Source organism: Thalassococcus halodurans, assembly GCF_900108225.1.
Classification (GTDB): Bacteria; Pseudomonadota; Alphaproteobacteria; order Rhodobacterales; family Rhodobacteraceae; genus Thalassococcus; species Thalassococcus halodurans.
Window position 1 is genome coordinate 23,688 of the sequence record NZ_FNUZ01000005.1, and the last position, 24,759, is coordinate 48,446.

The 24,759-nt window shown below is 58.6% G+C and carries 28 protein-coding genes; 11 read left to right on the forward strand and 17 right to left on the reverse strand.

Annotation, left to right across the window (positions count from 1 at the left end):
• Positions 1-55: 55 nt before the first annotated feature.
• Complete coding sequence (locus C4S59_RS14620) at positions 56-1,042, reverse strand: 2-hydroxyacid dehydrogenase (protein ID WP_103911273.1); 987 nt, start codon at positions 1,040-1,042, stop codon at positions 56-58.
• 106 nt (positions 1,043-1,148) lie between these two features.
• Between C4S59_RS14620 and C4S59_RS14625 the strand changes: the two genes are divergently transcribed.
• The gene (locus C4S59_RS14625) at positions 1,149-1,649 is read left to right on the forward strand and encodes an SH3 domain-containing protein (protein ID WP_103911487.1); all 501 of its coding nucleotides are present in this window, start codon (positions 1,149-1,151) and stop codon (positions 1,647-1,649) included.
• 41 nt (positions 1,650-1,690) lie between these two features.
• Here the strand turns inward: C4S59_RS14625 and C4S59_RS14630 are convergent, their stop codons facing one another.
• The 9 genes from C4S59_RS14630 to C4S59_RS14670 all read right to left on the reverse strand — a co-directional run bounded on the left by C4S59_RS14630 (position 1,691) and on the right by C4S59_RS14670 (position 11,509).
• On the reverse strand, positions 1,691-2,755 hold the full coding sequence (locus C4S59_RS14630) for a Hint domain-containing protein (protein WP_103911274.1): 1,065 nt from the start codon (positions 2,753-2,755) through the stop codon (positions 1,691-1,693).
• Between the two features lie 171 nt (positions 2,756-2,926).
• Complete coding sequence (locus C4S59_RS14635; protein WP_234994785.1) at positions 2,927-3,898, reverse strand: lipid A-modifier LpxR family protein; 972 nt, start codon at positions 3,896-3,898, stop codon at positions 2,927-2,929.
• A gap of 136 nt (positions 3,899-4,034) precedes the next feature.
• Positions 4,035-4,397 (reverse strand): cation:proton antiporter, encoded by a 363-nt coding sequence (locus tag C4S59_RS14640; RefSeq protein ID WP_103911275.1) that lies wholly within the window; start codon positions 4,395-4,397, stop codon positions 4,035-4,037.
• Positions 4,394-4,678 carry a K+/H+ antiporter subunit F gene (locus C4S59_RS14645; RefSeq protein ID WP_200813239.1) on the reverse strand — a complete coding sequence of 95 codons (285 nt, stop codon included), beginning with the start codon at positions 4,676-4,678 and terminating at the stop codon, positions 4,394-4,396. The genes C4S59_RS14640 and C4S59_RS14645 overlap by 4 nt, the downstream gene beginning before the upstream one ends.
• Positions 4,678-5,181 carry a Na+/H+ antiporter subunit E gene (locus tag C4S59_RS14650; protein WP_103911277.1) on the reverse strand — a complete coding sequence of 168 codons (504 nt, stop codon included), beginning with the start codon at positions 5,179-5,181 and terminating at the stop codon, positions 4,678-4,680. The genes C4S59_RS14645 and C4S59_RS14650 overlap by 1 nt, the downstream gene beginning before the upstream one ends.
• A 1-nt stretch (position 5,182) precedes the next feature.
• Positions 5,183-6,799 carry a monovalent cation/H+ antiporter subunit D gene (locus C4S59_RS14655; RefSeq protein ID WP_103911278.1) on the reverse strand — a complete coding sequence of 539 codons (1,617 nt, stop codon included), beginning with the start codon at positions 6,797-6,799 and terminating at the stop codon, positions 5,183-5,185.
• On the reverse strand, positions 6,796-7,134 hold the full coding sequence (locus tag C4S59_RS14660; protein WP_103911279.1) for a Na+/H+ antiporter subunit C: 339 nt from the start codon (positions 7,132-7,134) through the stop codon (positions 6,796-6,798). The genes C4S59_RS14655 and C4S59_RS14660 overlap by 4 nt, the downstream gene beginning before the upstream one ends.
• Position 7,135: 1 nt before the next feature.
• Positions 7,136-10,003, reverse strand: a complete 2,868-nt coding sequence (locus C4S59_RS14665) for a monovalent cation/H+ antiporter subunit A (protein WP_103911280.1) — start codon at positions 10,001-10,003, stop codon at positions 7,136-7,138.
• A gap of 366 nt (positions 10,004-10,369) precedes the next feature.
• Complete coding sequence (locus C4S59_RS14670) at positions 10,370-11,509, reverse strand: alpha-D-ribose 1-methylphosphonate 5-triphosphate diphosphatase (protein ID WP_103911489.1); 1,140 nt, start codon at positions 11,507-11,509, stop codon at positions 10,370-10,372.
• 52 nt (positions 11,510-11,561) lie between these two features.
• Here C4S59_RS14670 and C4S59_RS14675 point away from each other — a divergent pair, with 52 nt between their 5' ends.
• Positions 11,562-12,245 (forward strand): DUF1045 domain-containing protein, encoded by a 684-nt coding sequence (locus C4S59_RS14675; RefSeq protein ID WP_103911281.1) that lies wholly within the window; start codon positions 11,562-11,564, stop codon positions 12,243-12,245.
• Here C4S59_RS14675 and phnN read toward each other — a convergent pair.
• The gene (phnN, locus tag C4S59_RS14680; protein WP_160006901.1) at positions 12,227-12,757 is read right to left on the reverse strand and encodes a phosphonate metabolism protein/1,5-bisphosphokinase (PRPP-forming) PhnN; all 531 of its coding nucleotides are present in this window, start codon (positions 12,755-12,757) and stop codon (positions 12,227-12,229) included. The genes C4S59_RS14675 and phnN overlap by 19 nt on opposite strands.
• Before the next feature lie 131 nt (positions 12,758-12,888).
• On the opposite strand from phnN, the gene C4S59_RS14685 reads away from it, so the two are divergent.
• Both C4S59_RS14685 and phnF read left to right on the forward strand, forming a co-directional pair.
• Positions 12,889-13,068 carry a hypothetical protein gene (locus C4S59_RS14685; RefSeq protein ID WP_146064548.1) on the forward strand — a complete coding sequence of 60 codons (180 nt, stop codon included), beginning with the start codon at positions 12,889-12,891 and terminating at the stop codon, positions 13,066-13,068.
• A 189-nt stretch (positions 13,069-13,257) separates the two neighbouring features.
• Complete coding sequence (gene phnF / locus C4S59_RS14690) at positions 13,258-13,974, forward strand: phosphonate metabolism transcriptional regulator PhnF (protein ID WP_103911284.1); 717 nt, start codon at positions 13,258-13,260, stop codon at positions 13,972-13,974.
• A gap of 58 nt (positions 13,975-14,032) precedes the next feature.
• On the opposite strand, the gene C4S59_RS14695 is transcribed toward phnF, so the two are convergent.
• A complete protein-coding gene (locus tag C4S59_RS14695; RefSeq protein WP_103911285.1) occupies positions 14,033-14,287 on the reverse strand; it encodes a hypothetical protein in 255 nt (84 codons plus the stop codon).
• Positions 14,288-14,629: 342 nt separating this feature from the next.
• Between C4S59_RS14695 and C4S59_RS14700 the strand changes: the two genes are divergently transcribed.
• The 4 genes from C4S59_RS14700 to C4S59_RS14715 all read left to right on the forward strand — a co-directional run bounded on the left by C4S59_RS14700 (position 14,630) and on the right by C4S59_RS14715 (position 17,585).
• Positions 14,630-15,130, forward strand: coding sequence for a type III secretion system chaperone family protein (locus tag C4S59_RS14700; protein WP_103911286.1), 501 nt, complete (start codon positions 14,630-14,632; stop codon positions 15,128-15,130).
• Between the two features lie 123 nt (positions 15,131-15,253).
• Positions 15,254-16,069 carry a pyrroline-5-carboxylate reductase gene (gene proC, locus C4S59_RS14705; RefSeq protein ID WP_103911287.1) on the forward strand — a complete coding sequence of 272 codons (816 nt, stop codon included), beginning with the start codon at positions 15,254-15,256 and terminating at the stop codon, positions 16,067-16,069.
• Positions 16,062-16,400, forward strand: a complete 339-nt coding sequence (locus C4S59_RS14710; protein WP_103911288.1) for a tRNA-binding protein — start codon at positions 16,062-16,064, stop codon at positions 16,398-16,400. Before proC ends, C4S59_RS14710 begins: the two co-directional genes overlap by 8 nt.
• A 66-nt stretch (positions 16,401-16,466) precedes the next feature.
• Positions 16,467-17,585 carry a beta-ketoacyl-ACP synthase III gene (locus C4S59_RS14715; protein WP_103911289.1) on the forward strand — a complete coding sequence of 373 codons (1,119 nt, stop codon included), beginning with the start codon at positions 16,467-16,469 and terminating at the stop codon, positions 17,583-17,585.
• A gap of 239 nt (positions 17,586-17,824) precedes the next feature.
• Here C4S59_RS14715 and C4S59_RS14720 read toward each other — a convergent pair whose 3' ends face one another.
• Positions 17,825-18,403 (reverse strand): thymidine kinase, encoded by a 579-nt coding sequence (locus tag C4S59_RS14720; RefSeq protein ID WP_103911290.1) that lies wholly within the window; start codon positions 18,401-18,403, stop codon positions 17,825-17,827.
• Between the two features lie 182 nt (positions 18,404-18,585).
• Between C4S59_RS14720 and C4S59_RS14725 the strand changes: the two genes are divergently transcribed.
• Positions 18,586-19,050: a hypothetical protein gene (locus C4S59_RS14725; protein WP_103911291.1), complete on the forward strand. Its 465-nt coding sequence runs from the start codon at positions 18,586-18,588 to the stop codon at positions 19,048-19,050.
• 46 nt (positions 19,051-19,096) lie between these two features.
• A complete protein-coding gene (locus C4S59_RS14730; protein ID WP_160006904.1) occupies positions 19,097-19,957 on the forward strand; it encodes a helix-turn-helix transcriptional regulator in 861 nt (286 codons plus the stop codon).
• Positions 19,958-20,243: 286 nt separating this feature from the next.
• Here C4S59_RS14730 and rimO read toward each other — a convergent pair whose 3' ends face one another.
• Both rimO and C4S59_RS14740 read right to left on the reverse strand, forming a co-directional pair.
• The gene (gene rimO, locus C4S59_RS14735) at positions 20,244-21,602 is read right to left on the reverse strand and encodes a 30S ribosomal protein S12 methylthiotransferase RimO (protein ID WP_103911293.1); all 1,359 of its coding nucleotides are present in this window, start codon (positions 21,600-21,602) and stop codon (positions 20,244-20,246) included.
• A 118-nt stretch (positions 21,603-21,720) separates the two neighbouring features.
• A complete protein-coding gene (locus tag C4S59_RS14740; protein ID WP_103911294.1) occupies positions 21,721-22,317 on the reverse strand; it encodes a GcrA family cell cycle regulator in 597 nt (198 codons plus the stop codon).
• A 123-nt stretch (positions 22,318-22,440) separates the two neighbouring features.
• Here C4S59_RS14740 and C4S59_RS14745 point away from each other — a divergent pair, with 123 nt between their 5' ends.
• Positions 22,441-23,250 carry an ABC transporter permease gene (locus tag C4S59_RS14745; RefSeq protein WP_103911295.1) on the forward strand — a complete coding sequence of 270 codons (810 nt, stop codon included), beginning with the start codon at positions 22,441-22,443 and terminating at the stop codon, positions 23,248-23,250.
• A gap of 79 nt (positions 23,251-23,329) precedes the next feature.
• Here the strand turns inward: C4S59_RS14745 and C4S59_RS14750 are convergent, their stop codons facing one another.
• On the reverse strand, positions 23,330-24,022 hold the full coding sequence (locus tag C4S59_RS14750) for a CDP-alcohol phosphatidyltransferase family protein (protein WP_103911490.1): 693 nt from the start codon (positions 24,020-24,022) through the stop codon (positions 23,330-23,332).
• Between the two features lie 79 nt (positions 24,023-24,101).
• Positions 24,102-24,728 (reverse strand): FMN-binding negative transcriptional regulator, encoded by a 627-nt coding sequence (locus tag C4S59_RS14755; RefSeq protein WP_103911296.1) that lies wholly within the window; start codon positions 24,726-24,728, stop codon positions 24,102-24,104.
• Positions 24,729-24,759 lie beyond the last annotated feature (31 nt).

A 24,759-nucleotide genomic window follows, 5' to 3' on the forward strand; every position in this document is an offset into this window, starting at 1 on the left:
ACCTTCTGGGCATTTAAGCGTCATGATGCGGCATTCACATCACAGACGCCAAATGTCAAAGCATAGAAACCAGCACTTGATCCGGCGGACGGTGACCATCTGCAAATGTTTTGATGTTGATGATCACTTTTTCACCCATTTCCAGACGGCCTTCGCGTGTGGCCGATCCCATGTGGGGGAGCAACACGACGTTGGGCAGGTTCCGCAGCGCTGGATTCACGTCGGTGCCGTGTTCGTAAACGTCCAGTCCGGCACCGGCCAGTTCCCCCGCTTCAAGCATCCGTCCAAGCGCGTTTTCGTCGATCACCTCGCCCCGAGAGGCGTTCACGATCACGGCGTCAGGCTTCATCAGTTTCAGGCGACGCGCATTCATCAGGTGGAACGTGGACGGCGTGTGCGGGCAGTTGATCGATACGATGTCCATACGCGCCACCATCTGGTCCAGACTGTCCCAATAGGTCGCGTCCAGCGACTCTTCGACCTCGGGGCGCAGGCGTTTGCGGTTGTGGTAGTGGATTTGCATGCCGAAGGCCTGCGCGCGTTTGGCCACCGCGCTGCCGATCCGGCCCATGCCCAGAATACCCAGACGACGCCCGCTCAGGCGGCCGCCCAGAAAGGCGGTCGGTGCCCAACCGGCCCAATCACCCGATTGCATCACGGCCATCCCTTCGGGAATGCGGCGTGTAACACCCATAATCAGCGCCATAACCATATCCGCGGTGTCATCCGTCACAACGCCCGGCGTGTTCGACACCATGATCCCGCGGTTGCGTGCGGTGTCCACATCGATGTGGTCCACACCAGCGCCGTAGTTGGCGATCAGTTTCAACTGGGGTCCAGCCTGCCCGATCATGCCTGCATCAATGTGATCTGTCAGCGTCGGCACCAGCACATCTGCGGTTTTCATCGCTTCGACCAGATCGTGTTTCGACATGGGCGTATCGTCTTCGCGCAATGTGACGTTGAACAATTCGCTCAGTCTTGTTTCGACCTGTGTGGGTAGGCGTCGCGTGACAACAACACTCAGACGTTTTGATGGCATCTAAAGATCCTCGGGCTTTCCCTGAAACGGCTTTAAAGGCAGAGTGTCTTAAGTCGGGACGGGGCACAAGAACCCCGCCGGAAAAACTAGAGCAGGACAGCAAATGATGACGAAAGTGAAAGCTTTGGGGCTGATCGCCGCCCTGATGCTGGCGCCTGTAGCCACAGTGGCGCAGGATGCGCGCGGGTCGGTGACGAACCTGCCTTTGCCCCGCTTTGTGTCGATGAAAGCATCCGAGGGCAACGTGCGTCGCGGCCCATCGCTGAGCCACCGGATCGATTGGGTCTATGTGCGCCGCGACATGCCGCTGGAAATCACCGCCGAATTCGGACACTGGCGCCGCGTGCGCGACCGTGATGGCGCGGGCGGCTGGGTGCACTATTCACTTCTCAGCGGTGTGCGCACTGTGATCGTGGAACGCGATATGCTGGATCTTTACGCCAAACCTGATGAACGGTCACAGGTCACGGCGCGTCTGGCGTTGGGCGTGATCGCCAAGCTGGATGAATGCACCGCAACATGGTGCCGTGTCGAGGCCGGCGGCTATGATGGCTGGGCCCCGAAGAACGCCTTTTGGGGCGTCAAACCGGATGAAATCCGCGAATAATCACACCGAAGCGGGTCACTCGTTAAACAAAGACGACGTTGTTAACCCGCTTCGTGCATCAGGATTGCGGCCTCGGATGTGATCAGGTTGCGACGCGCCGACTGACCATAGCTGTAGGGGTTGTCCGACAGCTTGGGCATCAGATCCAACAGGCGCGTACGGTCGTGCGAATCCAGCGAAGACAGCGACGCCATGGCCGGATGGAAGCTTTCGGTTTCCACGCCATTGGCAAAGATCACTTCATGCTTCGGCAGCATCAGGTGCACATAGGTCACCTCGCGCATTGCTGAATCCTGAATGATGGTTTCGCCGTTGATCAGGTCTTTCGCGGCGACCAGCACTTCGCGTTCATTAAACAGCGATTGGGCCACTGCCCCGCGCACGATCAGACGATGCTCCGGCGAGACAAGGAATTCATCCTCAGGCCGTCCGATCCCGAAAGCACCGGCGCGGATACGCACGGGACGCAGTTTCGGCATCGCAAACAGACGTGCGCCAGTCATACGACGCGCACCCGTCCACAGGATTTCCTGCAAACCGCTGTCTTTGGTCTGAACCAGATCGCCTTCGCGCAGGTCTTCCACCGGACGCTCGCCGTATTCGGTCATGATCCGTGTACCGGGCGTAAAGCAGATCACACCACCCGTGCGCCCCTCAACGGACGGGAAATGGCGTTGATCAATCGTATGATGCACGATCCACAAATCGGTGTTCCGCGGCGGCTGTTCGCCCGCAAACATCAGCAACGGCTGCGTGCCATTGCCTGTATCAATCAGCGTGATCGTATAGCTTTGCACCCCGTTTGAGACCACAAAGTGTTGGTCCATCTGGGTGAAGTCCGTCTCGGGTTCCGCGACGAACGGTTTGTTTTCCAGCGCTGCACCGACAAGTCGATGCACCATGCGTGCCGCACGGCGCCGGTTTTTCACCATGTCTTCGGTTTGCTCCAGCCGCAGTATGGAACTCGGGCCGTCTACGCATACCGGTTCCCCTTGCCAAGACCAAGAAGCCCCAACAATCAGAGACGCCAGTGGCGCTGCATCCAACCCATCCACACTAGTTTGCGACCAAGAGACCACGAAGGTGCCCCTATAGTCAGTCCCCATGTGCCTGTATGCCTGCTCGTTGTTTTGTCGTTTTTTTGTTTTTTAAACGTATATCAAAAGTTAGTGATTTATCAAAGGACAACGCAAAGCAATTAACTCAAAATTAACGAATTGGTCAGGAATTGTGGTGCGTAAATGCAACAAATCATGCAACTTTGCCGCGAAACACAGTCAAAATGAGAATTTGAGCTGGGTGGCACCCACAAACTGACCCTCGGGTTGGCCCTCAAATTCCTCTTGCAACCACGACGTGCCGTAGAAAAGGCTCAGGTTGCCACGCTGGAAATTGCCCCCTGCCCGCAGACGGGCGCGGGTTTCTTCCATTTCGGGGCCTGTGCTCTCGGGAAGATAGATGCTGCTTTCCATCTGGGTCAGGTCACCACCCAGCAAGAACGAAAAGCCGTCCTGTCCGCCACGGATCACCTCGTAGCGATGCCCTGTCACAGGATCGCGGACCAGCAGACCGCCCTGCCCATACTGGCCGAACGTCAGATCAAAACCGACGCGTCCTAGGGTTTCGTCGCCCACACGCAGTTCCGCAAAGGGGCGCACCTCGGCGATAGACCCAAGGCTGTAACCGCGCCCGACTTCGCCCACAAAGGTGGGATGAAACCCGTTTTCGATCTGGTTCGACAGAACCGACTGGCTGGGCGGGTTGATCCCCATGATGTCGTGCATGGCCGTCTGCACCTGTGACACGCCGGTCTGCGGACCAGTCATCACCAGATCGGTGCCAAGCGCAATGTCCGCCCCGCCCCGCTGGAAATGGGTGTGCAGACCGAAGGACACGATGCCCGCATAGCGGCGGTCGTCGGGGTTGAAATACACAAGGTTGGACGGACCGATCACCCGACCATGGCTGCGCAATTCCAGAATGGCGCCCGCCTCGGTCGGCAGTTCGCCCATCCACGCAGGCCCCCAGATACGGCTTGCGGTGATGGACCCTGTCTGCCAGCGATCCTCGAAATCACCCAACGTGTCGTTGGTCAGCAAAAGCCCGTAACCCAGCTTTTCCCGCGCTTGGGCCGAAGCACTATGCGTCATGCCAATCAACCCGATCACCAACAGGGCGATCAGGGAAAGAACGGTTTTGCCGAAAGGCTGGCCTGCAAATAGTCGGAACATTGTGACTGCTTTTTTCATCGTTGGGTGTCCACTTGTTACCCTACGATGCCTGCAAACCCCGCGCCATTCCGACGGGAAACTTTGCCGGAAAAATCTACCAGCCGACGTTCAAACGCAACAGGCCCCGAAGTGGGGCCTGCCTTTGTTTCGATGCTTAGGTTTCCTGCGTGTCGACCACCGCCTTGGTCGCCCATTGGGAATCCTCACTGGGCTGCGGCGGCTTTTGACAGGTGCCGGTATGGATATGCACCTTGGCGATGAACAGCGCCGAAATGGGCGCGGTCACAAACAGGAAGGCCATGATCAGGATGTGCTGGATGGTGCCGTGCCCGCTCAGAAAGGAATCGATCATCGCCGCCATCAGCAACGCACCAATTCCCAAAGTACCAGCCTTGGTCGGGCCATGCAGGCGCTTCATCGGCATATCCAGCTTCAGCAAGCCAAAAGAGCCCACAAAGGTGAACAGCGCCCCGATCAGCAGGCTAAGCCCGATCAGAATGTCAGCAAAACCGGTCATTCGATGATGTCCCCCCGCAGCAAGAAGCGCGCATAGGCCACGGTGGACACAAAGCCCAGCATGGCAAAGATCAGCGCCGCTTCGAAATAAACCTGTGTGCCCTGATAGAGCCCCACAAGAACGATCAGACCGATGCCGTTGATCACCATGGTATCAAGCGCAAGGATACGGTCCCCCGCCCCCGGCCCGATCACCAGACGCACCATCGCCAAAAGCTGGCTGACCGACACCGCCACAAAGGCGATCATCAACGCGTAGTCGGCAAAGACTTCGGGTGACATCATTCGAAAATCTCCTTCAGGCGGGCCTCGTAGCGCTGTTTGATATCGTCGCGCACAGCGTCTGCATCTTCTGCATCCAGTGCGTGAACCAGCAGGCAGTGGCCTTCGTCCGACAAATCGGCAGACACGGTGCCGGGAGTCAGGGTGATGGTGCCCGCCAGCATGGTGATCGCTTCGGGCGTTTTGATATCCAGCGGGACGTTGACCCACGTGGATTTCATCTTGGCGTTCGGTTTGGTCATCACGATCCACGCGACCTGAACGTTGGCCACCAGAATATCCCAGACCACCAACAGCGTGTAGCTGACCAGCTTGCCAAAGCGGATACCGCGCGGCACGTCCGGCCAGTAGGCCACCGTTGCCTGCGGGATCAGGATGCCAAGGATCGCACCGAACACGATGGTCCCAAGGCTGAGGCTGGAATTCAGGATCGCCCAGACCAGAATAAGGATCAGGGTCAGTGCAGGGTGCGGCAAAAGCCGTCGCAGGACTGAACGCGCCATATCAGTGTCCCTCCTTCTCGTCTGCTACGCCGTGGGCGTCGTCTTTTTTGTCGCCGTAGTCTTTGTCATGCGCATTGGACAGGTCCTTGCCCGGTGTTTCCAGAACTTCGGAAATATAGGGCTGCGGTGCAAACAACTGGGCCGAGGTCGCCGCCAGATAGCGGTTGATCGGACCGGCCAGAACCGTATGAGCCACGATCAGCGCAATCAGCATGCCGATGGCGACGAACGGCAGAACCGGTGCCTTGGGCTGCTCCGGGACATCCTCGGACGGTTCTTCGGTGTCTGCAACCTGACGGGCCTTCCAGAACACGGTGGAGCCCGCACGACCGAAACCGACCACAGCAATCAGCGATGTGCCAAGGATCACGGCCCACGCCCAGACGACCAGTTCGGACGAATAGGTGGCGTTCAGGATCAGAAGCTTGCCGACAAATCCAGACAGCGGCGGCAAGCCCGCCATCGCAATCGCCGCGACAAAGAACATGCCCGACAACAAGGCCGCACTCTGGATCGGTTTGGTCGCAGTCAGCGCCAGCCCCGCCTCGCCCCGCTGTTCACGCACCTGATCGACAATCAGGAACAGTGCTGCGGTCGCCAGTGTGGAATGCACCACATAATAAAGCGCGGCAGTGATGCCAGTTTCGGTGAACAGCGATACAGCCGTGGTCAGCATGCCCATCGACCCGATGACAGAAAAAGCCACCAGACGATCCAGCTGTTTCGCACCCAGAACGCCAACCATGCCGACGACAAGGCCGATCAGACCCAGCGGCATCAGCCACGTATCGAACAGTCCTTGAGTGATCTCCAACTCGGGCGGGAAGACCATCGTGTAGGTGCGGATGATCGCATAGGCACCGACCTTGGTCATGATCGCAAACAGCGCGGCCACCGGACCGGGGGCCTCGGCATAGGACGACGGCAGCCAGAAGTGGATCGGCGCAATCGCCGCCTTGATCGCGAATACCAAGATCAGCAGAACAGCCGCCACGCGGATACCTGCGCTGCCCTCAGACTGGATCGCCGCGACGCGGTTCGCCAGATCGGCCATGTTCAGCGTACCGGTTTCCGCATAAAGCGCGCCCAGCGCGAACAGGAACAGGGTCGAGCCCAGCAGGTTATACAGCACGTATTGCGTACCCGCCTTCAGGCGCTTGGTGCCGCCACCGTGGATCATCAGACCGTAAGAGGCGATCAGCAGCACTTCGAAGAAGACAAACAGGTTGAACAAGTCGCCCGTCAGGAACGCGCCCATGATGCCCATCAGCTGGAACTGGAACAGCGCATGGAAATGCTGCCCGCGTTTGTCCCAGCCAGAACCGATGGCATAAAGCAGAACACACATCGCCAGAACGGCCGTCAGCAGAACCATCATCGTCGACAGGCGGTCGCCCACCAGAACGATGCCGAACGGCGCGGCCCAGTCGCCCATTTGATACAGCGTGATCGTGCCGTCAGAGGCATTCCACGCCAGACCGGCGGCCAAAGCCACCAGCGCCGTGGTGCCGGCAAGGTTGAACACCCGCTGGATGGTCAGATGGAAACGCGCGACCAGAACGATAAAGGCCGCCAGCATCGCCGGAAGGACGATGGGCAAAGCAATCCAGTGGCTCATGCCTGACCCTCCTTTTCGTCCAGATCGTTCACGTGATCATCATTGGCCCCCAGATAGGCGCCCAAGGCGATGACCACGACAACCGCCGTCATACCAAAGGAAATCACGATCGCGGTCAGAACCAGCGCCTGCGGCAGCGGATCGGTGTAGGTTGTTGCATCCGACAGGATCGGCGGCGCGCCCACTGTCAGACCACCGGATGCGAACAGAAAGATGTTCACCGCGTAGGTCAGAAGCGACATGCCGATGATGACCGGAAAGGTCCGAAGGCGCATCGCCAGATACAGCCCTGCGGCTGTCAGGATGCCAATTGCACTTGCGACAAGCAGTTCCATATCACGCAGCTCCTTCTTGGTTGGGAGTTTCTTCTTCGCGGGACGGATCGATATCCATCGGGTAATCGCTGTCCGGCACATGCGCACGGCGCGCCAGACGCGAGAAGCTTTCAAGCGACAGCATCACCGCACCGACAACCGCAAGGAACACGCCAAGGTCAAAGCCCATGGCCGAGGCCAGTTCGAACTTTTCCATCGGCGGGATGCGGAAGTAACCGAACGACGATGTCAGGAATTCGTGGCCTGTGAACCACGCGCCGATCCCCGTCAGGCCAGCCGCCAGAACACCTGCGCCAATGATCCCGTGGTACGGATACCGCTGACGATCAGACGCCCATGCGAAACCCGACGCCATATACTGCATCACCACCGCAATCGCGACGACCAGACCGGCGATAAAGCCGCCACCCGGTTCGTTGTGACCGCGCAGGAAGATGTAGACACCCACCAGCAGAACAACCGGCATCATGATGCGTGTCAGAACAACCATCATCGTCGGGTGACGGTCGCCCGCCAGCGGCTTGTCCGGCACACGGTTCAACAACCGCGCCCGCACAGGGCCGTTCAGCAACGTTTCTGTCAGCGCATAGATGACCAGCGCCGCGATCCCCAGAACGATGATTTCGCCGAAGGTATCAAAGCCACGGAAATCAACGAGGATGACGTTCACAACGTTGGTACCTCCGCCGCCTTTGTAGGAATTCGCCAGATGGTATTCCGAGATCGAATTCTGCACGAAATCGCCCAGCAACAGATGATAGGTTAGCGCCGCGGCACCCAGACCGCCCAACACGGCGACAACGGCATTGCCCAGCTTGTGACCGGCGCTGCTTTCAGCAGGCGTCACATCCGGCAGGAAGTTCAGCGCCAACAGCATCAGGATGATCGTCACCACCTCGACCGAGATCTGCGTCATCGCAAGGTCAGGCGCGCTGAAATAGGCGAAGCCGACGGATACGACTGTGCCGATGATGCCCATCAGGATCAGGGCAACCAGACGATCACGGTGTTTGAACACAAGGAACAGCGTCGCCGCGACCAGCGCCACCCAGCCCAGCAAGGCGACCTCGGTCATCGGCTGCGGTTCGAACACGCGGCCACCGGAATTGCCGGTCATCCATGCGTGCCCCGCCAGTGCCGTGATAGTCAGCGACAGGATCGCCGCGTAGCGGGTGAACGCGCCGTCATGCAGGGTGGCCGTGATCTTTTCCGCAAGACCCGCAAAGAACGCGATGATGCCTTCGAAGATCGTCTTGGCCTCGGGGCGCGGGGTGGCATCCCATGCCGCCTGCGCACCTTTGTGCATTGCCAGCAGGATCAGACCACCCGCAACCGCGATCATCGACATATAAAGCGGCGGTTTAAAGCCGTGCCAGATCGCAAGGTGATAATCGGGCACTGCATAGACACCGCCCAGAACTGCGCCAGCGACTGTCTTGACCAGCGGCTCGACCAGGAACGGTGCGACACCGATGATAACAACCAGCGTCACCAACAGCGCGGGCGAGAACCACATGCCTTTGTTCGGATCATGCGGATGGCCCGGATAATCGTCGCGCTTGGGACCAAAGAAGGTGTGTACGATAAAGCGGAAGGAATAGGCCGCCGAGAATAGCGCGCCGAACGTGGCAATCGCAGGGACCAGCCAATGCGGCCCGAACAACTGCGTCTCCAGCGTTTCCTCCAGCATCATTTCCTTCGAGATGAAGCCGTTGAACAGTGGGATACCCGCCATCGACAGCGCCGCGACAGTTGCGATTGCTGCCGTGATCGGCATCAGGTGACGCAGACCGCCAAGGCGGCGGATGTCACGTGTGTGCGCCTCGTGATCGACAATACCTGCCGACATAAAGAGCGCCGCCTTGAACGTCGCGTGGTTCAGGATGTGGAAGACCGCCGTCAGCACACCAAAGGCCGTACCTGTGCCCAACAGCATGGTGATCAGGCCCAGATGCGACACGGTCGAAAACGCCAGAAGCGCCTTTAGATCGTGTTTGAACAGCGCAATCACCGCGCCCAGAACCATGGTGATCAGGCCCGCGGTCGTCACGATGTAGAACCACTCGGGCGTGCCGGACAGAACCGGCCACATCCGCGCCATCAGGAAGATACCGGCCTTCACCATCGTAGCCGAGTGCAGATAGGCCGAAACCGGCGTCGGCGCCGCCATCGCGTGGGGCAGCCAGAAATGGAACGGGAACTGCGCGGATTTGGTGAAACAGCCCAACAGGATCAGGATCAGCGCAGGCACGTACAGGTCGGACGACTGGATCGCCTCGCGGTTCTGCAGAATGACGCTCAGATCATACGATCCTGCGATCTGACCAAGGATCATCATGCCCCCGATCATCGCCAGACCGCCCATACCCGTCACAGTCAGCGCCATACGCGCGCCCTGACGGCCTTCGGGCAGGTGTTTCCAATAGCCGATCAGAAGGAAGGACGACAAAGATGTCAGTTCCCAGAACACCAGCAACAGCAGGATGTTGTCGGACAGAACGATGCCCACCATCGCGCCCTGGAACAGCAGCAGATAGGTGAAGAACTCACCCATATTGTCATTCCGCGACAGGTAATAGCGCCCGTAAATGATGATCAGCGTCCCGATGCCGAGGATCAGCGCCGCAAAGAACGCACCAAGCGGATCCAGCATCAGGGTCACATTCAACCCCAAGGCAGGAAGCCATTCAAACCGTTGGGTGATCACCTCTCCGGCCATCAGATCGGGGATGTTGGATATCAACCCGATCAAGGCAGTCAGCGTGACCGCAAGCGTTCCGCCAGCACAGGCCTGACGTCCGGCAGAGTTCAGAATACCTGGAAGAAGCGCGCCCAGAAATGGAAGGGCAACAATTAGAAGTAGCGACACGGGACCTCCTGCGGCGTGGCTGGGGATTCAGGCGTTAGTGCGAAAAATTCTGCAAATCCTCAAGACTAGAAGGAGCTTTTCCCCCAGTCTTTCGGATAGAATTGGTCCCGAAAGCGGAAAAATCCAGATTCCGGCGGATCGTTTCAGGGTTGAGCGGTAAAAAGGCGGTTACGCTGTTAAGGCCAACACAGGCCACTGGTCCACGGTTTCCAATCATCAAACGCCTCCTGCGATGGCGCAACCTGACCTCTGTGCTTTCGGCCAAAGCCGGCAGCGGGGGCGCGAGGGGTCAGGCAGCGCAACCTATGCATGAGAACGGTCAGACACCCGTGAATTGTAGTGCGTTTGACTAACCCTTTCGGATTATCAAACCTGAAGTCCTGCCACCCATGTGCCGCGCACAATCGGCGTGTTGCCACGCGTGCCGACACGGATCACATCGGCCTTGCGGCCCTCGGCGATCCGGCCACGATCCATCAACCCGACCGCTGTTGCAGGCGCGGCGGTCACGGTGCGCACCGCACGGGGCAGATCGCCCCACATCTCGGCCAATCTGAAGGCCGCAACGATCAGGCCGTAGGGCACATAATCGGACGACAGAATATCCAGCAGCCCCATCTCGGCCAGTTCCAGCGCTGATACGTTGCCCGAATGCGACCCGCCGCGAATGACATTGGGCGCGCCCATCATCACGGCGATCCCGTGATCGTGGCAGGCTTGCGCGGCCTCGACCGTGGTGGGGAATTCAGCCAGCTTGATCCCGTGCGCCGCCGATCGCGCGACCTGTTCGGCGGTCGTGTCGTCATGGCTGGCCAGCACAGCGCCAAAACGGTCTGCATTGGCAATTGCCCCTGCCTCATGCGCGTCGCCAAAACGGTCGCGCAGGCTTTTGAGGCTGGCGACATGTGCGATGAACTGTTCGCCATTCATATTGTGCTTGCCGCGCACGTATTGTTCCAGCTTGGCCATATCGCGAAACTGGCGCTGGCCCGGCGTGTGATCCATCAAGCTGACCAGTCCGATCCGGTCATCCGGTCCGAACTTGGCCATTTCCGCCAGCAGGGTTTCCGAGCAAACCTCGGCCCGCAGATGCAATAGATGACGGATGCGCAGCGCCCCTGCATCCCGAAGCGCCAGCATTTCCGACGCCAGATCACGGGCGTATTCGGTATAGCGGCCTTCTTGGCTGGCGATCGACCCGACCCGCATCGCATCGAACACCGTGGTCACCCCGCAAGACGCCAGTTCGCCGTCATGGGCCAGAATGGCGGCCTCGTGTGGCCATTGGACCTTGGGTCGCGGTTGCATGTGACGTTCCAGATTGTCGGTGTGCAATTCAACCAACCCCGGCAGCAGATAGTCGCCGCGGAAATCCACCGCCCCCGCAGGCACCTTGTCGCCTTCGACAATCGCGGCAATCGTGCCATTGTCGATTTCGACACGTCCGCGCATCACCCGATCAGGCAATACAATATGCGCATTGGCCAAAACGCCGTCACATGTCATTTGAGGATCATCCTGAAGCGCCATCGAGGCCATAATAGAGGAATGCATGTCCATGTCAGAATACTCGCGCTTTGCGGTTTACTTTTTGCCCGAAGGCGATCTGGCCGAATTCGGCGCAACCTGGTTGGGCTGGGATGTGGATCAGGGCGCGCCCGTAGCACAGCCCCGCGTGGATCCGCTGGGTGACAGGATCGAAAAAATCACGAACAAGCCGCGCAAATACGGGTTTCATGCGACGATCAAACCGCCGTTCAGGTTGGCCGATGGCGTGTCGCAAAGGGATGTGGAAGACGCGATGGCTGAATTCGCCTGCAGCTTTGCGCCTGTCCACCTGCAATCCTTGGCCCTGTCCCAGATCGGACGGTTCCACGCGCTTTGCCCGACCGGCGATGTGACCGCGCTGAACGCCATGGCCGCGGCCTGCGTGACCGAGCTTGACCATCTGCGCGCACCTTTGACCGACGATGAACTGGCCCGCCGCCGCAAACACCGTCTGACCGATGCGCAAGACGCGCTGTTGGAAAAGTGGGGCTATCCCTATGTGCTGAACGAATTCCGCTTTCACATGACCCTGACCGGTTCGGTCAAGGACGCAGACCGCGACGATGTTCTGGCCGCGCTGGACAGCGCCTTGCCGGACTTGCCGCAACCCTATGCCCTGCAGGGCATCGCGCTGGTGGGAGAACGGGCGGACGGGATGTTCCAAACGATCCATCGCTACACCTTTTCCGGATGAAGATGCCCCAAAACGACGGCCAGCGTATCTTCTATCGCCCCGTCGTTCGACACGTTGATCACCCCGACACCTTGTGGAATTTCCGCATCAGCACGACCAAGCCGCGCGGCGATGCCCTCGGGCGTTTCCCGCCCGCGCTGCTCCAGACGCAGGCGCAAGATTTCGGCGCTTGCTGTGACGTTAAAGACGACCATGTCGGGAAACACGCGACGCGCCTCGGGCAGCATGGCGCGTGACAGGTTGGCAACCATATCCTGCCCCATAGCCAACTGATCAAGAACCGCTCGCGGCACGCCATAGTGCAACCCGTGCGACTGCCACGTCATGCAAAAGGCCCCGCTGGCTTTCGCATCCAGAAAATCATCCTCGGTCATAAGGATCTGGGGTTCGCTGCCATCGTCATGTGGCCGCGTGATGGCCCGCTTCACCCATGCGATTTCGGGCCGTGCCCTAAAAAGCGCCGCGATCACGCTGTCTTTCCCGACACCGGACGGGCCGACAAATATGATCATCCGGCCTGTCATCGGCCCCGACCCTGACGCGCTGAGCGGCCTATTTCGCACCCATGCTTTGTTTGAAAGCGTGGATATGCAAAGCTGTCTTCATTCAGAAAACAAGGCCATTTGTTCATAGGATGTGGATCATGGAATATTACGTGATGTTGTTTGTGCTGGTCTTCGTGTTCGCCTTTGCGGTGCTGAACCGGATACTTGGCGGATCGCGGCGCGGCGATGATGGTAGCAGCTATAGCGACGGCGGCAGCTGGTTTTCGGGCTGGGGCGACGGCTGTGGAGGCGATGGCGGCGGGGATGGCGGCGACTAGGCCCACCATTCGGCCTTCCTGCGAACGGCAATAATCCTGCCCCCTCGGCCCAAGACCGCCCTGCTGCCACTCAGTTTCTTTGAAATCGATGCATTCCATAGCAATCTCGACTCGGCCAATTACTATACAACTATACAAATATGAAAATTTGCTTTAGGTCCAGCAAAAGATTTGCCACAAGGTTTCGCTATGCCTTCGGACCGCAAAACACCCCTTTGGGAATCCATCGCAAACGACCTGCGCGGCGCGATCGCGGCGGGGCACTACAAGCCGGGCGACAAGCTTCCGACCGAGGCCGAACTGGCCGCGCGCTTTGGCGTCAATCGCCATACGGTGCGTCAGGCGCTGTCCCATCTGATTGATGCCAAGATCGCCCATTCACGGCGCGGCGCGGGGACCTTTGTTCTGGCCAAACCTACGGAATACCCCATCGGCAAGCGGGTGCGTTTTCACCAGAACATCACCGCGTCAGGCCAGCGCCCGACCAAGTCGCATCTGTCCATCGAAACTCGCGCCTGTGACGCATCCGAGGCTCGGCTGCTGCAACTTGAAACAGGCGCGCCTGTGGTCGTCAGCACCGGTATATCACTGGCCGATGCCCTGCCTGTCGCGATGTTTCAAAGCACCTACCCCGCAGATCGCCTGCCCGGATTTGCTGGCGCATTGGCCGCCCATTCCAGCGTGACCAAAGCCTTGGAAGCATGCGGTGTGACCGACTACACCCGCGCCTCGACACGCATCTCGGCCACCGCTGCCACCGCAACCCAAGCCGCCGCGCTACAAATCGCCCAAGGTGCGCCGCTGGTCTTTTCGACGTCGGTCAACGTGGATGATCAGGGCACGCCGGTTGAGTTCGGCAAAACATGGTTTCCCGGCGACCGCGTTACACTGACGTTTGATGAGTAAACGGGGCAGACAGCCCTACGCGGAGCACTGGAAAATCGGTAAGTGGATCAAATGAGGCCTAGTCGCCGCCATCGCCCCCACCATCACCGCTGGAACCATCGACATACCATTCGCCGCCTTTTTTCTCTGGGTGCGTGCGGGATGTCCGTTCAGTGCCATCAAAGTCGGTCCAGACATAGGTGCCATCGTCCCTCCGACGCAGACTGTCACGACGTTTATGCTTACGGCGCGCATCCCAAGCAGCGTAAGCGACAATCACACCAAAAATAATGTAATAAAGTACTTCTAAAGCGCCCAAAATCTGCCTCTGCATTTACTAAAGGCCTTATTCGCGAAAGCCTGACATATGCGACCCAGAAGAAAAAAGTGCATTGGTCGAAATGACAGGAATTCGATCAACCAAACAGACACAACCACCTGCGATTTATCCACAAACTTACCCACAGGGCGAAAGTTACCCACAGCCTGCATATTGAACAACTTGGGTCTTTCTCCACAACTTATTGCGTGTTTCACAAAAATATCGCTTTACAGAATGCCCCTACCACATGCACCATATCTAGTAAGGACAGCGGAAATCCCCGCTGATCCTAGAGCAGGCACCTAGCCTTTGGGGACGCTGCCAGTCCCTCGGCTAAAAGAAAAGAGGTGGCGCATGGCACTGTCCGAGCAGTATCTCGAAGAAGACATTCACCCCATCGACATCGTCGAACACATTGCCAATCATCACGATTGGGATTTCGACCGTATCGGCGACGATCAGATCGCAATGGCTGTAGAAGGCCAGTGGCGGACCTATTCGATCACGTTGGCGTGGTGTGCATATGACGAAACGCTTCGTCTGATCTGTACCTTTGAAATGGAGCCTCCGGAAGACACACTTCCAGCGCTGTACGACGGGTTGAACCGCGTCAACGACCAGTGCTGGGCCGGTTCGTTTTCCTACTGGACCGACCAGAAACTGATGGTCTACCGCTACGGTCTGGTTCTGGCGGGTGGTCAGGTGGCCAGCCCCGATCAGATCGACACGATGATCAACGCAGCAGTTCTGTCGGCTGAACGCTACTACCCCGCGTTCCAGTTGATCTGCTGGGGCAACCGCCCCCCGAAAGAGGCGATGCAGATCGCGATTGCCGAAGCGTACGGCACCGCCTGATCACAGGCGTTACAAGAGTATGTCCGCGCCCCTTTGATACGGGGCGGGTCAGGCCGCGACCCTTGCAGCCCGCTTTCATGCCGCGTAACGCTTGATCCAAGCGACAAACGGCAGGAGGCACAGATGCAAGACAGCGATATCGCCCATCGGGGACTTGTCCTTTTGGGATGCGGCAAGATGGGCTCGGCCATGTTGGCCGGTTGGCTGGAACGGGGATTACCCGCCAGCAGCGTCTGGGTCTCGGACCCTAATCCGTCAGACTGGCTTAAGGCACAGGGCATTCACCTGAACACCGATTTGCCTGCCTCGCCCGCGATTGTTCTGGTCGCCGTCAAACCGCAAATCATGAAGGCGGCCCTGCCCAGCATGGCGCATATGGCGCACAGCGACACAGTGTTCCTGTCCGTCGCGGCAGGCATCCCGATTGCGGGCTTCGAAGACCTGCTTGGCGATGACACGCCCATCATCCGCGCAATGCCCAACACCCCCGCCGCCATTGCCCAAGGCATCACCGCCATCATCGGCAACGCCCGCACCACAGACGCACAACTAGATCAGGCCGAGCTGCTGTTGTCCGCCGTCGGTCAGGTCGTGCGGCTTGAGGATGAGGCACAGATGGATGCCGTCACCGGCCTGTCCGGTTCGGGCCCGGCCTATGTCTTTCACATGATCGAATGCATGGCCGCGGCAGGCGAGGCACAGGGATTGTCGGCAGAGCTGTCGATGAAACTGGCCATGGCCACGGTCGCCGGTGCTGGCGCGCTGGCGATGCAGTCTGATGACAGCCCCGAACAGTTGCGGATCAACGTGACCTCGCCCAACGGCACCACACAGGCGGGGCTTGAGGTGTTGATGAACACGGACAATGGCCTGCCCGATCTTATGCGCAAAACCGTGGCGGCAGCGGCGAACCGGTCCAAGGAACTGGCCAATGGCTGAGATCAGCTTTGACGACTTTCTAAAGGTCGACATACGCGCGGGCACCGTTGTCCGCGCTGAACCCTTCCCCGAGGCCCGCAAACCCGCGATCAAGCTCTGGATCGATTTCGGCCCTGAGATCGGGGAAAAGAAGACATCGGCCCAGATCACGGCGCACTACACGCCCGAAACGCTGGTTGGTCGTCAGGTCATGGCCGTCGTGAACTTTCCGCCCCGCCAGATCGGGCCGTTCATGTCCGAGGTCCTGACCCTTGGCTGTTCTGACGAAGACGGCGGAGTCGTGCTGCTGTCGCCGGATCAAACGGTGCCGAACGGATCACGGATGCATTGACGCTGCGGCGCGTCTTGACCTTAGGTCCATGTTTGCGGTTTGGTCGATAGACCTTTGGAGGCAGACATGCATCAACCAGCGATCACCGGCAGCGGCGTTTTCACGCCCGAGAACATCATCACCAATGACGAACTCGTGGCGTCCTATAACGCCCATGCCGATCTGTTCAATGAAACCCATGCAGACGAGATTGCCGCTGGTACGGTTGAGGCGAAACCGCACTCCAGCTCGGATTTCATCTTTTCCGCATCGGGCATTGAGCAGCGCTATGTGATGGAAAAAGAGGGCGTGCTGGACCCAGCCCGCATGTACCCGAATTTTGCCCCACGCTCTGATGAAGAACTGTCCATCATGGCCGAGATCGGCGTGAAGGCCTGCCAGATCGCGCTGGAAAACGCAGGCCGCGAAGCTGAAGGCGTTGATCTGATTATCTGCGCCGCATCGAACCACGAACGCGCCTACCCCGCGATTGCGATCGAAATCCAGCAGGCGCTTGGGGCCGGTGGCTTTGCCTTTGATATGAACGTTGCCTGTTCGTCGGCCACATTCGGTATTCAGGCCGCCGCTGACATGATCCGCTCCGGCAGCGTCCGCCGGGCGATTGTTGTGTCGCCTGAAATCACTTCGGGCCATCTGGAATGGCGTGACCGTGACTGCCACTTCATCTTTGGCGATGTGGCGACGGCTGTGGTTCTGGAACGGGCCGAGGATGCGCAGGGCGCGCATTTCGTCGTGCATTCAACGCGCTGCGGCACCCAGTTTTCCAACAACATCCGCAACAACAACGGCTTCCTGCGTCGCACGCACAACCAGATGGAAGACCGCCGCGACATGCAGTTCATGCAGAACGGCCGCAAGGTGTTCAAAGAGGTTCTGCCGCTGGTCGCAGGCCACATCGGTGGCCACATGGAAGAAGAGGGTTGGACCGCAGGCGACCTCAAACGCATGTGGTTGCATCAGGCGAATAAGTCGATGAACGATTTTATCGGCAAAAAGGTTCTGGGCCGCGTGCCAGAGCCGGAAGAACAGCCGAACATCCTGCAAGACTACGCCAACACGTCATCCGCAGGATCGATCATCGCCTTTGCCAAGCATTCCGATGACCTGAAGCCGGGCGACAAAGGTGTGATCTGTTCGTTCGGGGCGGGTTATTCCGTCGGCTCGGTTCTGGTGGAACGCGCCTGAGGATTTCCCAAGCGCCCCAAAGGTAAGGTATTCCAGCGCCCTTCCTGCGAAAGCGATGTACTCGGTTACCCCAATAGTGGTCCCTCAGTTTTTTGACCAATCGGTTAATTGAGCAAATTAAATCACACGTATTAAATATGTGGGAAATCGAATAAAAAATTAAGCCATTCAATTAACAGCCAATATACTGCTGATATTCGATCTATTCCGAAAACAATTTCATCGGATATTCGCTGATATCAATCCGACACCTCTTCGCGCCAATGTTTTCGGCACAGGCTAACGTAGGTTTCGTTGCCGCCGATCTGCACCTGATCGCCGTCTTTCATCACTTTGCCGTTTTCGTCATGGCGCACCACCATCGTGGCCTTGCGACCACAGTGGCAAATTGTGCGGACCTCACGCATGTCATCAGCCAGCGCCAGAAGCGCAGAAGATCCCGGAAACAGCTTGCCCTGAAAATCGACGCGCAGGCCATAACACATCACAGGCACGCCCAGATCGTCTGCCACCCGCGCCAGTTGCCAGACCTGTTCTTCGGTTAGAAACTGCGCTTCGTCCACGAATACACAGGCCAAAGGCCCCTGCCCGACGCGTTCACCGATCCGGTTGAACAATTCTGTGGTGCTGTCAAAGGTTTCCGCATCGCGCCCCAAACCGATCCGCGACCCGATCCGGCCCGTTCCCGCACGTGAATCGAAAGACGCCGTCAGCAGCATCACAGCCATCCCGCGTTCTTCGTAGTTATGTGCCGCCTGAAGCAACAGGGTCGATTTCCCTGCGTTCATCGTGGAGTACATGAAGTAAAGCTTTGCCATGGTGTTCTGATGCACGACCCGCAAAACAAGAGCAAGGCTGTGAAATTAAAGTTTTTCTTTCACTCTTGTTTTGGAATAATTAGAAGACTTTCCAAACGTCAGACACTAAACACCATAGAAGTCCGAAACGTCCGCTGCTAATAAGCGAAACGAAATGGGCCACACCCCAATAAGGAGTGACAATGTCGCAGGTCGGCAGGTATTTGAAAAAACATACAGAAGCACTCGTGAAAGACGTGGGCATTGAAGCCGCTTGTGAATTGACCGGCAAATCCAAAGCAACTCTGGGACGGTATTATTCGCCCCACGATGAGCATGCAGAACGGTTCATGCCCGTTGATGCGGTGGCAGCACTCGAAGCGGCCGCGTCCTTCCCGCATGTGTCTGTGGCGCTGGCCGAACTGGGTGGTTTCGAACTGGACGTGACCGCGTCGCGACGGAATGAGCAGACGACCGTCAAAGGCGACGTGAACGAAGACGTCATCCGCCTGTCGCGCCGCTTTGCCATGCTGATGACCGAATATCATGCCTCGATCACCGACGGCACGATTACGGCGAACGAAGCGCAGCGTATTCTGAAAGAAACGGTCGCGCTACAAAAGGTCCTGATCGACATCAAGCTGCATCTGGATCATGCCGAGCCCTGAGAGCACATTTCCTGCGTGGCGCCAGCCCGGCGTCACGGATGGACATGTGCCCGAACTTTTACAGACCACGCTGCGCGAACTGGATCTGGCAAAAACCAGCAAGGAAGTCTGGGCGACCATCCTACAGTTGGGAACGACTGTGCGACTTCCCCACGTGGATCTGGTCTATAAAGCACCCCACCAAGCAGATCGGGCCGCCAACGTATGGAAGAACTACAATTCCGACTGGCTTGATCGCGCGTTTGACACGTTGCATCACTGCCCCTGGACCGAATTCCGCGCGCCCCTGACCCAAGGGCTGACGCCACGCCTTGCGGGCCAGCAATTTCTGGACAACCACACCAAAATAACCGCCCCTTTAGTAAGCGCCTATGAGGCCGCCGCCAGCAATGGCCTGACCTCAAGTTTTGTGGTGCCGGTCAGCATGCATGCGCCGCCTTACAAGGGCACCCTGTCATTTAGTGGTGACGCATCGCGGCGCGAGACACTGGCCATTCTGCGGGCCCATGGCTGGGCCCTGCAAACTGTGGCGCTGGTCGGTTTTACCAAGCTGATCACAACGCAACTTCGTGAATTCAGCACAGGCGCCAATATCACCGAAAAACAATGCGATATCCTGCGCCTGCTGGGCGAGGGGCTGAAGGATCGTGAAATCGCGGACTGTCTTGGCGTGACAGTGTCCGCCGTGCGTCAGCGCATGACGTCAATGTCCAGAAATACGGGCCTGCATACCCGCGCTGAACTGGCGGCTCTGGCAATGTCGCTTGGTTTGCTGGGCGACCCGACACAGCCGCGCGAGGCGGCGGCACCGATCGGCCAGATCGAGCTTAAGACCGCTGCAAAACGCACCAGCGGCTGGGGCATTCGACGCCCCAAGCACAGCGCTAACCCGTCCCCCGGAAATTGAAACGGGGCGCCCCAAGGGACGCGCCAACACTCGAAACCACGCTCACCCAAACGGGCCAAAGTCAAAAGTCTTTCCCGAAGGAAAGAAAAACCGCTACTGGAAGTCCCCGGTCCAAACCTCGACCCGAAAAAGGATCGCGCTCACATAGCGAAAGATAAACTTTCGATAGTATTTTGTCTTTAGTTGCAGATACGATCAGACCCGAAACTGGGCTTTTTCGACACAAATTTAGACGAAAACCTGTAATTTCTTATACATTCAAGCCCGAAAATGTCTCGGATTAGCGTCAGACGATTCGACCCCAGAGATCGTACTCGCTGGCCTCGTCCACCTCGACCGTCACGATTTGCCCTGGTTGAAGCGCCTCGTGACCTTCGTCGACAAACAGGTTTCCGTCGATCTCCGGCGCATCCGCTTTGGTCCGGCAGGTGGCAGCATCGTCTTCGACCAGATCAACGATCACATCCATGGTCTGACCCACTTTGGCGGCCAGTTTCGCCTCGGAAATCGCCTGCGCCTTTTGCATGAAACGGTCCCAGCGATCCTGCTTCACGTCTTCGGGCACATGATCCGGCAAGGCGTTCGACCGCGCCCCATCCACGTTTTCATATTGGAAGCAACCGACACGATCCAACTGCGCTTCGTCCAGCCAATCCAGCAGCGTCTGGAACTCTTCCTCGGTCTCGCCCGGATAGCCCACGATAAAGGTCGACCGCAGGGTGATGTCCGGACAGATATCGCGCCACGCCTGAATTTCATCCAAGGTCCGCGATGCCGCCGCCGGACGGGCCATGCGCTTCAGTGTCTCGGGATGTGCGTGCTGGAACGGGATATCCAGATAGGGCAGCACCTTGCCCTCGGCCATCAGCGGGATCATGTCACGCACATGGGGGTACGGATAGACGTAGTGCATCCGCACCCAAGCGCCCAACGATCCCAGATCGCGCGCCAGATCGGTGATCGGGAACTTCACGTCGCGATCTTTCCAGTCCGTCCCGTAGGCCGAAGTATCCTGCGAAATCACCAGCAGCTCTTTGACACCAGCCTCGACCAGCTTCTCTGCTTCGCGCATCACAGCGCGATGGGGGCGCGACGCCAGTTTGCCGCGCATGTCGGGGATGATGCAGAACTTGCAGGCGTGGTTACAGCCTTCCGAGATTTTCAGATAGCTGTAGTGGCGCGGTGTCAGGCTAACACCCGAGGCCGGCAGAAGATCCACAAAGGGATCAGGATCGGGCGGCACAGCACCATGAACCGCATCCAGAACCTGTTCGTACTGATGCGGGCCGGTGACCGCCAGAACCTTGGGATGCACGCCAGTGATATACTCGGGCTCGGCCCCCAGACAGCCGGTCACGATGACCTTGCCGTTTTCATTCAGCGCCTCGCCAATCGCCTCAAGGCTTTCGGCCTTGGCGCTGTCCAGAAACCCGCAGGTGTTCACAATCACCGCATCGGCACCGCTATAATCCGCCGAGATACCGTAACCCTCGGCCCGCAGCCGCGTCAGGATGCGTTCGCTATCCACCAGCGCCTTGGGACAGCCCAAAGACACCATGCCGATGGTCGGCTGCCCATCGCGCCGCGTTTCGCTGATGCGGGCACGGGCAAGGTCGGGGCGAAGATCAGGCGGGTTCTGGGACATGGAGGCGGCCTATCAGGTGGCAGAGTGGTCAGAGGCGGGGAAGTAAAACGGGCCACGCGTATCACGCATGGCCCTGAATTCAAAACTGCCGTGCATCTAAATCACACGGCGGGAACGCTTAGCGGCGACGGTCGCGACGCGACGACATCGGCTGGAACGCAACGCCCACGTGGGCCTCGCAATAGGGCTTGCCCTGCTGAACCGGCAGACCGCAGAACCAGAAGTGTTCTGTCGCGGGGTCACCCACCGGCCATTTGCAGGTCCGCTCGGTCAGCTCCATCAGGCTCAGCTTCTTGGCTTTCTTCTCGACCTCGTTCACCTTGGCCAGCGCCTCGGGGCTGATCTCGTTGGCAGAGGGCTGCGGCGGCAGCGGCTGGCCCGCGGGAATGATCTTGTTGCGCGCCGAAATCGGCAGCGCGCGCGGCTCGGCGCTTTCGGTCTTCAGATCGGGCTTGCTGTCCGCAGCTGGCTTCGGCGCGGGTGCCGCTTTGGGCGCCGCGGCCTTTGCCTTAGGCTTGGCTTCTGCCTTCGTGGCTGAGCTGTCCGAAGAAGACGAAGATGTCGAACCCGCACGGTTCGACAGGCCAAGACGATGCACCTTGCCGATAACGGCGTTCCGCGTCACACCGCCCAGTTCTTTCGCGATCTGGCTTGCGGATTGGCCTTCGCCCCACATCTTCTTCAGAAGTTCTACACGCTCGTCGGTCCAGGACATGAAGCTTCCTTATTGAAAAAGCGGCCCAGATTTTGCGGGCCGCCTGAAAATTCCGGTCAAGGCTCTATTCTAATCACTCAAACCCGAGTTACAAGCCGCAAGAAGACGTCAGAAAGGCAGGATATGAGCGAAACAGCACGTTATTCCCAAGGAACCCGTCGCTTTGGCAAGGTAAACTGGCTTGGGCTCTACACGTTGGCCCAGCGCGAAGCCCTACGGTTCCTCAATGTCTGGACGCAAACACTGCTGGCACCGCTGGTCACAGCAGGTCTTTTCATGGTGATCTTTTCCATCGCCATCGGCCCCCGCCGCGGCGATGTAATGGGCGTGCCTTTCACCCACTTCATCGCACCAGGCATCCTGATGATGACGGTGATCCAGAACGCTTTCGCCAACTGCTCGTCTTCGATCGTGATCTCCAAGGTGCAGGGCAACATCGTCGACACCCTCATGCCCCCGCTTTCGGGCGCGGAAATGGTGCTGGGGTATCTCGCAGGCGGTGTGATGCGCGGCGCCATCGTCGCTGTTGTCATCTCACTGGGCTTCGGCCTGACGCTGGGCCTCTGGCCGCAACACCCGCTGATCATGGCAGGCTTTGTCATCCTCGGCGCGGCGTTCCTGTCAGGCCTCGGCATGGTGGCCGGTGTCTTCGCCGACAAATTCGACCAGATGGCCGCAATCACCAACTTCATCGTCACGCCGCTGGCCTTCCTGTCAGGCACCTTCTACTCGGTCAGCGCCCTGCCGCCGATCCTGCGCGAAATCACCCATGTGAACCCGATCTTCTACCTGATCGACGGCGCACGCTACGGCATGATCGGCACATCAGACAGCAACCCGGCCTTGGGCTTTGCCGTGGCCTTTGCGGCAACAGCCGCCATCCTGACCGTCGCATGGCTCATGTTCCGCAGCGGATATCGCCTGAAAAACTAGGTTTCAGCTGTCTGGAAATACTCCGGGGGTTTGGGGGCAGCGCCCCCAACCGGTCGCCTTGCGCAGCAAGGCGAAACCATCACTTGCGCAAAGGGACGATCTGCTGGGCGATGCCCACAAAAATCAGATAAACCGACGTAACTACCAACCCCCAATGCGCCCAGCTTTCGGGGTGGAAATCGACCCAGGCCGCCCATCCCGCAAACACCGTCCACATCAGCGCCACAGGCAGCGACACCACCCGCCACCTTTCTGTCCGTACCGGATGGATGAACTTCAAGGGTAGGAACATCGCCACCGACAGCGCCGCGACAATCGCCACGATCACCATAATCTCGGGTCGGATCGCGAACATGACCAGAACCAACATGTTCCAGCACCCGGGAAATCCGTGGAACGAATTATCATCCGTTTTCATGCGGGAGTCCGCGAAATACATGGCCGAGGCAAAGGTGATCGCGATGATCGCAAACCACCCCGTCCAACCGGGCAAAAGACCTGATTGGAACAGGGCAAAGGCCGGAATGAACACGTAGGTCAGATAGTCGATGATCAGATCCAGCAGCACACCGTCAAAACGCGGCGCGTTGGTTTTCACATCATATTTTCGCGCCAAGGGGCCATCGATGCCATCCACGGCAAAGGCCACCACCAGCCACAGAAACATGATCGACCACTCTTCCTGCACAGCCGCCAGCATCGCCAACATGGCGAAGACGGCACCAGAGGCCGTCAGCAGGTGAACCAGCAAAGCTTTCATTCGGATCGTCATCGGACTGTCATGGCGGAATTCGTATACAAGCGCAAACACTCATCCGGAGTATGGGACGATTGTCTGCATTCTTCTGGCCTTAGCTGCCTTTCGCCGCAGGAGGGGTCCGCATCCAGTCCGCCAGTTGCGCCAACTCTGCACCCACACCCTCTTCCACTCGACCCGCCGCGCTTAGACGCACGCCTTCAGTCTTGTTCTGGTTCAGCTTGAAGGTGCTATCCACCTCTTCGATCACAAATCGGAACGGCAGGATCATGCGCCAGAACTTGGCTGGCAAGTCGTCACTGACTTTGTCCATGGTCCAAGGCGCTTTGTCCAAACGCCCCTCAAAAAACGCCGATTGCGCCGCCACCATCGGCTCTAACGCCTCCTCGGGCAAAGGTTCCAACCGCCCTGTCAGATGCACCGCGATATAGTTCCACGTGGGCACCTGATCCTCAGCCCCGTACCAATCCGGAGACATATATCCATCCGGCCCGTTGACCGCGATCCGCGCAGCACAGCCGTCTTTCGCCGCACGACAAATCGGATTGGACCGCACCAGATGCAACTGCGCCTCGGTCCGGGCCTCATTCAGCAAAAACGGAACATGAGACAAAAGAGGCGCGCCATCCGAACTGACGGCCAAAGTGCCAAAGCTTCGCTCGACCGCAAAATCCAAGGCCGTTTGCGTATCGGTGCCACGAAAAGACGGGTTGGGATGCATCTGACAAATTCCTAATAAAAGCCCGTTGAGC